The organism is Pseudomonas sp. NBRC 111124 (genome assembly GCF_001320245.1).
In the GTDB taxonomy this organism is placed as follows: domain Bacteria; phylum Pseudomonadota; class Gammaproteobacteria; order Pseudomonadales; family Pseudomonadaceae; genus Aquipseudomonas.
Genome location: NZ_BCBA01000016.1, coordinates 130,395 through 141,539 on the forward strand (window position 1 = coordinate 130,395; position 11,145 = coordinate 141,539).

The 11,145-nt window shown below is 63.5% G+C and carries 10 protein-coding genes and 1 other RNA gene; 2 read left to right on the forward strand and 9 right to left on the reverse strand.

The features are described 5' to 3' along the window. Position 1: 1 nt before the first annotated feature. The 9 genes from mraY to rsmI form a co-directional block, all read right to left on the reverse strand. On the reverse strand, positions 2 to 1,084 hold the full coding sequence (gene mraY / locus APH28_RS08730) for a phospho-N-acetylmuramoyl-pentapeptide-transferase (RefSeq protein ID WP_060508549.1): 1,083 nt from the start codon (positions 1,082 to 1,084) through the stop codon (positions 2 to 4). Beyond that, entirely contained in the window at positions 1,084 to 2,451 is a 1,368-nt protein-coding gene (murF, locus tag APH28_RS08735; RefSeq protein WP_060508550.1) for a UDP-N-acetylmuramoyl-tripeptide--D-alanyl-D-alanine ligase, read from the reverse strand. The genes mraY and murF overlap by 1 nt, the downstream gene beginning before the upstream one ends. Then, the gene (locus tag APH28_RS08740; RefSeq protein WP_371263073.1) at positions 2,444 to 3,934 is read right to left on the reverse strand and encodes a UDP-N-acetylmuramoyl-L-alanyl-D-glutamate--2,6-diaminopimelate ligase; all 1,491 of its coding nucleotides are present in this window, start codon (positions 3,932 to 3,934) and stop codon (positions 2,444 to 2,446) included. The genes murF and APH28_RS08740 overlap by 8 nt, the downstream gene beginning before the upstream one ends. Further along, entirely contained in the window at positions 3,931 to 5,664 is a 1,734-nt protein-coding gene (locus APH28_RS08745) for a penicillin-binding protein 2 (RefSeq protein ID WP_177334247.1), read from the reverse strand. The genes APH28_RS08740 and APH28_RS08745 overlap by 4 nt, the downstream gene beginning before the upstream one ends. Next, positions 5,664 to 5,957 (reverse strand): cell division protein FtsL, encoded by a 294-nt coding sequence (gene ftsL / locus APH28_RS08750; protein ID WP_033702839.1) that lies wholly within the window; start codon positions 5,955 to 5,957, stop codon positions 5,664 to 5,666. The genes APH28_RS08745 and ftsL overlap by 1 nt, the downstream gene beginning before the upstream one ends. Next, positions 5,954 to 6,901 (reverse strand): 16S rRNA (cytosine(1402)-N(4))-methyltransferase RsmH, encoded by a 948-nt coding sequence (gene rsmH / locus APH28_RS08755; protein WP_060508552.1) that lies wholly within the window; start codon positions 6,899 to 6,901, stop codon positions 5,954 to 5,956. Before rsmH ends, ftsL begins: the two co-directional genes overlap by 4 nt. Further along, the gene (mraZ, locus tag APH28_RS08760; RefSeq protein WP_060508556.1) at positions 6,898 to 7,353 is read right to left on the reverse strand and encodes a division/cell wall cluster transcriptional repressor MraZ; all 456 of its coding nucleotides are present in this window, start codon (positions 7,351 to 7,353) and stop codon (positions 6,898 to 6,900) included. Before mraZ ends, rsmH begins: the two co-directional genes overlap by 4 nt. Before the next feature lie 308 nt (positions 7,354 to 7,661). Next, positions 7,662 to 8,021, reverse strand: an RNA gene (gene rnpB, locus APH28_RS08765) — RNase P RNA component class A. A 67-nt stretch (positions 8,022 to 8,088) separates the two neighbouring features. Then, on the reverse strand, positions 8,089 to 8,931 hold the full coding sequence (gene rsmI / locus APH28_RS08770; RefSeq protein WP_177334249.1) for a 16S rRNA (cytidine(1402)-2'-O)-methyltransferase: 843 nt from the start codon (positions 8,929 to 8,931) through the stop codon (positions 8,089 to 8,091). Between the two features lie 221 nt (positions 8,932 to 9,152). Between rsmI and APH28_RS08775 the strand changes: the two genes are divergently transcribed. Together APH28_RS08775 and APH28_RS28000 are read left to right on the forward strand one after the other, a co-directional pair. Next, on the forward strand, positions 9,153 to 10,970 hold the full coding sequence (locus APH28_RS08775) for a penicillin-binding protein activator (RefSeq protein WP_060508554.1): 1,818 nt from the start codon (positions 9,153 to 9,155) through the stop codon (positions 10,968 to 10,970). After that, the coding region (locus APH28_RS28000; RefSeq protein WP_177334244.1) for a YraN family protein at positions 10,970 to 11,145 on the forward strand (176 nt) is incomplete at its 3' end. The genes APH28_RS08775 and APH28_RS28000, both read left to right, overlap by 1 nt.

The following is an 11,145-nucleotide window of genomic DNA, read 5'->3' on the forward strand; positions in this document are numbered from 1 at the left end:
TCTACCTCAGTTTCAGGGTTGCCAGGCCGATCAGCACCAGAATCACGGTGATGATCCAGAAGCGGACGATCACGCGTGGCTCAGGCCAGCCCTTGAGTTCAAAGTGGTGGTGAATCGGCGCCATGCGGAACACGCGCTTGCCGGTGAGCTTGAACGAGGCGACCTGGATCACCACCGACAGGGTTTCCATCACGAAGATGCCGCCCATGATGAACAGCACGATTTCCTGGCGCACGATCACGGCAATGGTGCCCAGTGCGGCGCCCAGTGCCAGCGCGCCGACGTCGCCCATGAACACCTGAGCCGGATAGGTGTTGAACCACAGGAAGCCCAGGCCGGCACCGATCAGCGCGCCGCAGAACACGATCAGCTCGCCCGAGCCGGGCACGTAAGGAATCAACAGGTATTCAGCGAACTTCACGTTACCCGACAGGTAGCAGAAGATGCCCAATGCACCACCGACCATCACGGTTGGCATGATCGCAAGGCCATCGAGGCCGTCGGTCAGGTTGACCGCGTTGCTGGAGCCGACGATGACGAAATAGGTCAGTACAACGAAGCCGATACCCAGCGGGATGGTGACGTCCTTGAGGAACGGCACGATCAGGGTGGTCTCGACTGTGGTCGGTGCGGTCATGTACAGGAACACCGCAGCGCCAAGACCAAACACCGACTGCCAGAAGTACTTCCAGCGACTCGGCAGGCCACGCGAGTTCTTTTCGATCACCTTGCGGTAGTCGTCGACCCAGCCGATGGCACCGAACAGCAGGGTGACGATCAGCACGGTCCAGACGTAGCGGTTGGACAGGTCAGCCCACAGCAGGGTGCTGACACCAATAGCAGACAAAATCAGTGCGCCACCCATGGTCGGAGTGCCGGACTTGGACAGGTGTGATTGCGGGCCGTCGTTACGCACGGCCTGACCAATCTGGCGAATCTGCAGGGTACGGATCATCCACGGCCCCAGCCACAGCGCCAGCGACAACGCGGTCAGTACACCAAGAATCCCGCGCAGGGACAGGTACTGGAAGACCGCGAAGCCCTTGTAGAACTGTTGCAGATACTCGGCCAACAGCAGCAGCATTAATGTTTCTCCCCGCTGGCACCGCACAATGCAGCCACGACGTTTTCCATCGCAGCGCTGCGCGAGCCCTTGATCAAGATAGTGGTGTCGCTGGCAGTCTCGGCACGAACGGCGTCGATCAACTCAGCCTGGGTAGCGAAATGACGGCCATCGGCACCGAACGCCGTAACCGCATGAATCATGTTGGAGCCCGTTGCATACAGGGCGTCGACCTTGCCGTGTGCGTACTCGCCCACCTGACGGTGACCTTCCTCCGCCCACTGGCCCAGCTCGCCGATATCCCCTAGCACCAGAACGGTGCGCCCTGAAAAGCCGCGGAGTATATCAATGGCCGCGCACATGGAGGTGGGATTTGCGTTGTAGCTGTCGTCGATGACCCGCACACCGTTCGGGGCGATTTGCGCGACGGTGCGGCCCTTGACCGGTTGCACGGCATTGAGGCCGGCAGCTATGCCACTCAGGCTCAGACCAACGGCATGGGCAGCGGCGGCAGCGGCCAGGGCGTTGCTGACGTTGTGTTCGCCGAGCACATTGAGTTGCACGTCTACTGCTTCACCCGCGCCATGCAGCTTGAACGACGGGCAGCCACGGGCATCGCGGCCGATGTGGGTGGCATGGAAATCTGCCTGACCGTTGCCACGGGCGAAAGTGATCACCTGATGCGCACCGGCACGGGCCTTCCAGATGGCGAAGGCTTTGTCGTCCAGGTTGAGAATGGCGATACCGCCCTCGCCCAGGCCTTCGAGAATCTCGCCCTTGGCCTCGACGATCTTCTCGGGGCCGCCGAACTCACCCACGTGGGCAGTGCCCGCGTTGTTGATGACCACCACCTGCGGCTGGGTCAGGCCGACGGTGTAGCGGATCTCGCCGATGCGCGAAGCGCCAAGCTCGATCACCGCAGCGCTGTGCTCCGGGGCGATTTCAAGCAAGGTCAGCGGAGCACCGAGGTCGTTGTTCAGGTTGCCGCGGGTGGCGTGCACCAGCCCACGCGTACGCAGGATGCTGGCAAGCATCTCTTTGACCGTGGTCTTGCCGCTGGACCCGGTAATGGCGACGACCGGCTTGTCGAACGCGGCGCGGTTCAGCGCACCGAGCTGGCCGAGCGCGACACGGCAGTCGTCGACCAACAGCTGCGGCAAGTCGACATCGGCGATTTCGCGCTCGACCAAAGCAGCGACGGCGCCTTTGGCCTGCACGTCGGCGAGGTAGTCATGGCCATCGAAACGCGGCCCGGTCAGCGCTACGAACAGCTGACCAGCGGTGACGCTGCGGCTGTCGATGCTGACACCGGTGAAGCTGGCATCGGCGTTGATCAGGCGCGCACTCAAGGCGCCGGTCAACTGGCTGAGGGTCATGGGCTTAAGCATGTGGAGCCTCCCAGGCTGCAAGTGCCTTGTCGGCTTCGATCAGGTCGGAGAAGGCATGGCGCTCGCCATGGATTTCCTGGTAATCCTCGTGCCCCTTGCCGGCCAGGACGATCACGTCATCGGCCGCAGCAGTGGCAATCAGGTGGGCGATGGCCTCACCACGACCAGCGACGAACTCGACGTTGGCAGGCTTGGCGAAACCGGGGCGAATGTCGTCGAAAATACCCAGCGGGTCTTCGGTACGCGGGTTGTCGTCGGTGACCAGCACGCGGTCGGCCAGGCGCTCGGCCACTTCGGCCATCAGCGGGCGCTTGCCGCGATCGCGGTCGCCACCGCAGCCGAACAGGCACAGCAGCTTGCCGTGAGCATGCGGACGCAGGGCTTCGAGGACCTTCTCCAGCGCGTCGGGGGTGTGGGCGTAATCGACCACCACCAGTGGCTTGTCACCGCCCCCCAGGCGCTGCATACGGCCGACAGGGCCTTGCAGCTGTGGAGTGACCTTGAGGATTTCGTCCAGCGAGTAGTCCAGCGCCAGCAGCGTGGCCACGGCCGCGAGCATGTTGCTCAAGTTGAAGCGGCCAAGCAGCTGGCTGCGCAGGATGCGTTCGCCCTGGCTGGTGACCAGCGTAGCGCGCACACCATCGTCATCGAAATGCGCTTCGCGGCAGAACAGCGACGCGTCCGGGTTTTCCAGGCTATAGCTGAGCAGCCGGGTCTCGATATGATCGACACTCGGGCGGCGGGCAAAGTCTTCGGCCAGACGACGACCGAAGCCATCATCCAGATTGACAACCTGGCAACGCAGGCTCGGCCAGGCGAACAGCCTGGCCTTGGCGGCCTCGTAAGCCTCCATGCTGCCGTGGTAGTCCAGATGGTCGCGGGACAGGTTGGTCATGACCGCGATGTCGAATTCCAGCGCGGCCACACGGCCCTGCTCCAGGGCGTGGGAGGAAACCTCCATGGCCACGGCCTTGGCGCCACCTTTCTTGAGGTCGTTCAGGGTCGACTGCACGGCGATCGGATCTGGTGTGGTCAGGCGGCCACTCTGCAGCTCGCCATAGAAGCCGGTGCCCAGGGTACCGATCAGGCCGCAGCGCTGGCCCAGCGCATCGAGCGCCTGAGCCACCAGCTGGGTGACGCTGGTCTTGCCGTTGGTACCGGTGACGCCCACCAGATTGAGCTGGCGGCTCGGCTCGCCGTAGAAGCGTCCGGCAATCTGCGAAAGCTGACCAATCAGGCCCTTCACTGGAATCAGCGGCACATCGGTGAGCGGCAGCACGTTGACGCCCTGCTCTTCATAGGCCACGGCCGCAGCACCACGCGAGAGCGCATCGGCAATGTGCTCACGGCCGTCAACCTTGGCACCTGGCACAGCCAGGAACAGGTCGCCCTGGCGCACCTGACGGCTGTCCAGGGTCAGTTCACGGATCAGCGGATCGCGGCTGGCGTGGGCGAAAAGCTTGCTCAATGGCATCGTCATCATCCACGCCCTCCCTTGGCGGGTACTGCACTGGCCTGCTGCGGATCACTCGGCGGCGGCAGGTTATCTGGCGGCACATTCATCAGGCGCAGGGTGCCCGACATGACCTTGCTGAATACCGGGGCCGATACCAGGCCACCGAAGTAGCCCCCCTTGCCCGGTTCGTCGATGACCACGACGATGGCGTAGCGCGGGTCGCTCATTGGGCCGAAGCCGGCGAACAGCGAGCGGTAGGCGTTTTCGGTGTAACCCTTGGAACCGACGGTGGCCTTACGTGCGGTACCGGACTTGCCGGCCACGTGATAGAACGGCACCTGGGCACGGAACACGCCGCGCGGCGCTTCGATCACTTGCTGCAGCATGCCCTGAACGGTCTCGGCGGTTTCCTTTGGAATTGCCTGCACCGCTTCCGGCGCCTTGTCGACCTTGAGGATCGACAGCGGCACCATCTTGCCGTCGTTGGCCAGGGCGGCGTAGGCATGCACCAGCTGCAAGGCGGTGACCGACACACCATAGCCGTAGGACAGGGTCGCGGTTTCCGCCTTGCGCCACTCGCGGTGGTTGGGCAGATTGCCGACGCGCTCGCCCGGGAAGCCGAGGCCGGTGTATTGGCCCAGGCCAACCTGGGACATGACCCGATAGATGGCCTCGCCGCCGATATCGAAGGCGATCTTGCTCATGCCGACGTTGGAAGAGTTGATCAGGATGCCGGTCAGGTCGAGGATCGGGCCCTCGCTCTTGGATACGTCCTTGATGGTGTAGCGGCCGATCTGCAGGCTGCCCGGATACACCTCGACCTTGTCGGTCGGCTTCCAGCGGCCGCTCTGCAACGCAGCGCTCATCGAGATCGGCTTGACCGTCGAGCCGGGCTCGAACACATCGATGATCGCCCGGTTGCGCATGGCGGCCGGGAACATGCTGCGACGGTTGTTGGGGTTGTAGGTCGGCTGGTTGACCATGGCCAGGACCTCACCGGTCTTGACGTCCATGATCACCAGGCTGCCCGCTTTGGCGTCCTGTTCGGCAATGGCATTGCGCAGTTCACGGGTGGCCAGGTATTGAAGGCGCAGGTCGATCGACAACGCCAAGGTCTTGCCGGCCTTGGCGTTCTTGGTGACCTGGATGTCCTTGATCAGCCGACCGCGCCGGTCCTTGATCACTTGTCGCTTGCCGGGCACGCCGGCCAGCCATTCATCGTAGGCCAGCTCCACGCCTTCACGGCCGTGGTCGTCGAGGTCGGTGAAGCCGACCATGTGCGCGGTCACGTCACCGGCCGGATAGAAGCGGCGGAATTCTTCGAGGCCGTACACGCCTGGCACTTTCAGGTCGAGCACGTGCTGGCCCTGTTCCGGGGTCAGGCCACGGACCAGGTAGATGAACTCTTTGTTGGCCTGCTGGGTCAGGCGCTCGGTCAGTTGCTGGGCGTTCTGCCCGAGGGCAGCGGCCAGTTGCGGCCAGCGTTCCTTGGCCACCTGCATTTCCTTGGGGTTAGCCCACAAGGTGGTGACCGGGGTACTGACGGCCAGCGGCTCGCCGTTGCGGTCGGTGATCAGGCCACGGTGTGCGGGAATAGGAATGTGACGCAGGCTGCGGGCGTCGCCCTGGCCCTTGAGGAAGTCACGATCGACCACCTGCAGGTCGACGATGCGCCAGCAGATCGCACCGACCATCAGTGCCAGCAAGCCGATCACTACCCGGAAGCGCCAGGGGTACAGTGCGCCTTCGAGCTTCATCATGGCGCCACCATCCGCACTTCGTCAGCTGCAGGCACGCGCATCTTCAGCTGCTCGGAGGCCAGGCTCTCGATACGGCTGGAGGCAGTCCAGGTGCTTTGCTCGAGAATCAGCCGGCCCCATTCGGCCTGGGCCTTGTCCCGCTCGCTCAACTCACCGTACAGGGTGTTGAGCAGCTGGCGATTCCAGTGGGCGCTGTAGGACACGGCGATGGCCGAAACGAGCACGCCGACAAACAGCAGAAGCATCAGAAAGCTTCCGCCTGGCAGAGGTTTGGCGAATAGCCGGCTCACCGAAGCTTCTCCGCTACCCGCATCACGGCGCTGCGCGACCGCGGGTTGGCCTTGAGTTCGGCCTCGGAAGCAAACTGAGCCTTGCCGATGAGCTTGATCTTCGGCTCGAAGACCTTGTGCTGTACTGGCAGGTTGCGTGGCAGGTTGTCGGCCTCGCCCTTGACCAGCTTGCGCATGAACAGTTTGACGATGCGGTCTTCGAGCGAGTGGAAGCTGATGACCGCCAGGCGGCCGCCCACTTCCAGGGCGTCGAGCGCAGCTTCAAGGCCAGTCTCAAGGTCGCCCAGTTCGTTGTTGACGTGGATGCGCAGGCCCTGGAAGGCACGGGTCGCCGGGTTCTTGCCCTTTTCCCAAGCCGGGTTGGCGACCTTGAGCACTTCAGCCAGGTCGGCGGTACGGGTGAACGGCTGCTTCTCGCGGCGCTCGACCACGGCGCGCGCCATGCGCCCGGCAAAGCGTTCTTCGCCGTATTCCTTGAAGACGCGGGCAATTTCTTCGGCAGGTGCGGTGGCGATGAACTCGGCAGCGCTGATGCCCTGGTCCGGGTTCATGCGCATGTCCAGCGGGCCATCATTGAGGAAGCTGAAGCCGCGCTCGGGATCATCCAGCTGCGGCGAGGATACGCCCAGGTCAAGCAGGATGCCGCTGACCTTGCCAGCCAGGCCGCGCTCTGCCACTTCCGAACCCAGCTCGGCAAAGCTGCGCTGCACAATGACAAAGCGGCCGTCTTCGGCCGCCAGCGCTTGCCCGGTGGCAATCGCTTGAGGATCTTTGTCGAAGCCCAGCAGCCGCCCTTGCGGCCCGAGCTTGCTGAGGATCAGGCGGCTATGGCCGCCACGCCCGAAGGTGCCGTCCAGATAGCAACCGTCGGCGCGCAGGGCCAATGCCTCGACAGCTTCATCGAGGAGGACGGTGATGTGGTTGAAGCCGCTATCTATGGTCACAGGATCAGGTCACGCAAATCGTCGGGCATGGCACCCGGTTGTTGAATAGCTGCAAGGTCGGCTGCCGAAACCGCGTTCCAGGCATCCTCATCCCACAGCTGGAATTTGTTCAGTTGCCCCACCAGCATCGCCTTCTTGTCCAGCTTGGCGTACTCACGCAGGCGGGGCGGTACCAGGAAACGCCCACTGCCATCGAGCTCCAGGTCAACCGCATTACCGATCAGCAAACGCTGCAGGCGGCGGTTTTCCTCACGCAACGACGGCAAGGCACGCAACTTGGCTTCAATCTGCTCCCACTCATCGAGGGGATAAACACACAAGCAGGGGTCAACAGCGTCGATAGTCACGATCAGCTGGCCATTGCAACGCGATTCGAGCTCGTCACGGTACCGACTCGGCATGGCGAGACGACCCTTGGCATCGAGGCTGACGGCGTTGGCTCCGCGAAACACGGTAGCGACCCCCACAATATTAGCGTTTTTGTGTCAGAAAACCCACTTCATCCCACTTTCTGCCACTTGCGCACACTATAGGAATCCGTCCGCTGCACCGTCAAGGCGCGTTCATAAGGAAAATCCTTACAGGACTGAGATTTAGCGCAACAAAGGAATGCGGAAGGACTACCAGGCGGGGAAAAACGCGAGAAAAATCAAACCGGCTCAAACGAATGCCGTTCGAAGTTAAAGTGAATTATTAAGAGTAAGATCTTTTTGGTATTACCAAGAGGGATCTGCTATCGAATCAAGCAGGAGAGGAAAGGGTGGAGAGTCGATCTGTAAGCCGGGTTTTGTCGAGGACAGTCATTCCTCTACGACGGCCATCACTGGACGCCTCTAGCAACCTACCCGGTTCCGACGCGGGCCACGCCTGATGGAACCCTATTTGGTCTTGCTCCGAGTGGGGTTTACCTAGCCACGAACTGTTGCCAGCCGTGCGGTGCGCTCTTACCGCACCTTTTCACCCTTACCGGCACCGAAGTGCTTAGGCGGTTATTTTCTGTGGCACTTTCCGTAGGCTCGCGCCTCCCAGGCGTTACCTGGCACTCTGCCCTATGGAGCCCGGACTTTCCTCCCCCATCTTTTGCGGAACAAAAGACGGCAGCGACTGTCCGATCGACTCTCCGCCGACAAGGTTAACGGCACGCGCGCGCAAGAACAAGCGTTACCGTCAACTATGCCTAATTGCCACTACTGCGCTTTCTGCTTTTCCAGGGCCACCTGATACAGCAGGTTCTTGCGCACGCCGGTGATTTCCGCCGCCAAAGCTGCTGCTCTTTTCAGTGGCAACTCGGCCAGCAGCAGATCCAGCACACGCTGCGCCTCGGCACTGATCGCATCTTCGCCTTCAGGTGCACTCAAGCCACCAACCAACACCACGCACTCGCCGCGCTGCTGGTTGCTGTCACCTGCAACGAACGCGCGCAACTCAGCCAGCGGCAAGCCTTTGAGGGTCTCGAAGGTTTTGGTCAGCTCGCGCGCCAACAGCGCCGGGCGCTCACCGCCGAACACCCGCTCCATGTCTTCGAGGCACTCCAGGATGCGGTGCGGCGCCTCGTAGAAGATCAGCGTGCGCGGTTCTTCCTTGACGTGCTCCAGGCGAGCCCGGCGACCGGCAGACTTGGCCGGTAGAAAGCCCTCGAAGATAAAACGATCAGAAGGCAGGCCGGCGGCCGAAAGCGCAGCAATCAAGGCGCAGGCACCCGGTACAGGCACCACGCTGACGCCCGCGGCACGGGCCTGACGCACCAGGTGGTAACCCGGGTCGGAAATCAGCGGCGTACCCGCGTCGGACACCAGCGCCACATCTTCACCGGCCAGCAACTTGGTGATGAAGCGCCCGCCTTCGTCACGCTCGTTGTGCTCATGGCAAGCCGCCAGCGGCGTATCGATGCCGAAGTGCTGTAGGAGGCGGATCGAATGCCGTGTGTCCTCGGCTGCGATCAGGGCGACATTGGCCAGCACCTTGAGCGCCCGGGCGCTCATGTCGTCAAGGTTGCCGATGGGGGTCGCGACCACATAAAGCGTCCCCATGGTGGATTTCGAAGTCCCGGCCACATCAGTCACTGCACACACCCTGCCTTTCGGATCAAAGGCGCCATTGTAGCCCGAGCACCGGTAACAGGGCGCAAAGAACTTCGTCGGCGACCACCGCCGGGCCGCCTATAGTGAAGGTTCTGCTAACGGCACATCGCGCCCCGGCTGCCGCTTGGGTACAATTGCCGGCCAACTTGATCGAGTAACAGGACCTTTACATGATCGCTTGCCTGCGGCTGCTCACAGCCCTCTGCCTCGCTGCCCTGCTGGCAGCCTGCGCCAGCTCGCCCTCATCCAGCCTGGGCGAACTGCCACGCACCCCGGATGCCAGCATCGAGCAACTGCTCGAGAAGGCCGCCACCAGCAAGTCCGCCGAAGACGCTGCCCTGCTGCGCCTGAGCGCTGCCGACCTGGCTTACAAGCAGAAGGACTTCCCACGCGCCGCACGCATCCTCGAGCAGGTGCCGATGGACACGCTCAAGCCAGCCCAGCAGATTTTCGCCGCCACCCTCGGCGCCGAATTGGCCATGAGCCGCAACCAGCCCAAGGCCGCCCTGACCGCGCTGTCCCACCCGAGCCTGCAGCACATCGCAGAACTGCCGGAGCAACAGCAGGTGCGCACCTACAGCGTCCACGCCGCCGCGCTCGAGGCCGACGGCCAGACCCTGGCCGCCGCCCAGCAACGCGCGCTGCTGAGCCCTCTGCTCAGCGGCCAGGCTGCCAGCGCCAACAATGACGCAATCTGGGCCCTGGTCGCCGCACTGCCGCCCGAGCAGCTGCAACAGCCTGCCAACAACGAAATCCTCGCCGGCTGGACCAGCTTGGCGCTGGCCGTGAAAAGCGCTGGCACCCTCGAGCAGCAACAGGCGGCCATCGATGCCTGGCGCAAGCAGCATCCGGACCACCCGGCCGCCAAGGAGCTGCCGCTGGCCCTGACCAAGCTCAAGGAACTGGCCAGCCAGCCGCTGACCAAGATCGCCCTGCTGCTGCCCCAGGAAGGCCCGCTGGCCGGCGTTGCCCGTGCCCTGCGTGACGGCTTCATGGCTGCCCACTTCCAGGCCCAGCAAGCGGGCGGGCAAGCGCCTGCCGTGCAGGTCTACGACAGCTCGCGCATCGGCTCGCTCGACGCCTTCTATCGCCAGGCCCTGGCCGACGGCGTGCAACTGGTGGTCGGCCCGCTGGAAAAACCACTGGTCAAGCAAATGGCCGCCAACACTCAGCTGCCCATCACCACCCTCGCCCTGAACTACGCCGACGCCGGCCAGAAGGCACCGCCTCAGCTGTTCCAGTTCGGCCTCGCCGCCGAGGACGAAGCCCGCGAAGTGGCACGCCGCGCCCGCGCTGACGGCATGGTCCGTGCCGTGGCCCTGGTGCCAAGCGGTGAGTGGGGCGACCGTGTGCTGGCTGCCTTCCGCCAGGACTGGGAAGGCAACGGTGGCACCATCATCGCCGCCGAGCGCATCGCCCAGCCGGTCGCCCTGGCCCAGCAGATCGCCAGCCTGTTCCAGCTGCGCCAGAGCGAAGGCCGCGCCCAGAGCCTGCAGAGCACCGTGGGCAGCAACATCGCAGCACAACCGTCGCGTCGTCAGGACATCGACTTCATCTTCCTCGCCTCGACCCCACAGCAAGCGCAGCAGATCAAACCGACCCTGAACTTCCAGTACGCCGGTGACGTTCCGGTCTACGCCACCTCGAACCTGTACAGCGCCAGCGGTGACGTCAACCAGTACAACGACATGAACGGCATTCGCTTCTGCGAAACCCCATGGCTGCTCGACACCAGCAACAACCTGCGCCAGCAGGTCGTGCAGCAGTGGCCACAAGCCGCAGGTAGCCTGGGCCGCCTGTATGCCATGGGTGTCGACGCCTACAGCCTGGCACCACGCCTGGGCCAGCTGAAGGCACTGCCGGACAACCGCGTGCAGGGCTTGTCCGGCAGCCTGAGCATCAACGCCAGCCAGCGCGTCGAGCGTCAGCTGCCGTGGGCCGAGTTCTCTGGCGGCCAGGTCAAGCGCCTGCCGGACACCGCACGCTGATGCCCGAGGCGTCGCCAAGCAGCGCCGGCCAGGCGGCAGAGACCCAAGCCCTTGAGTACCTTCAAGGGCAAGGCCTGCAACTGCTGGCGCGCAATTGGCGATGCAAAGGCGGCGAGCTTGATCTGGTCATGCTCGACGCCGATACAGTAGTATTCGTCGAAGTCCGCTACCGGTT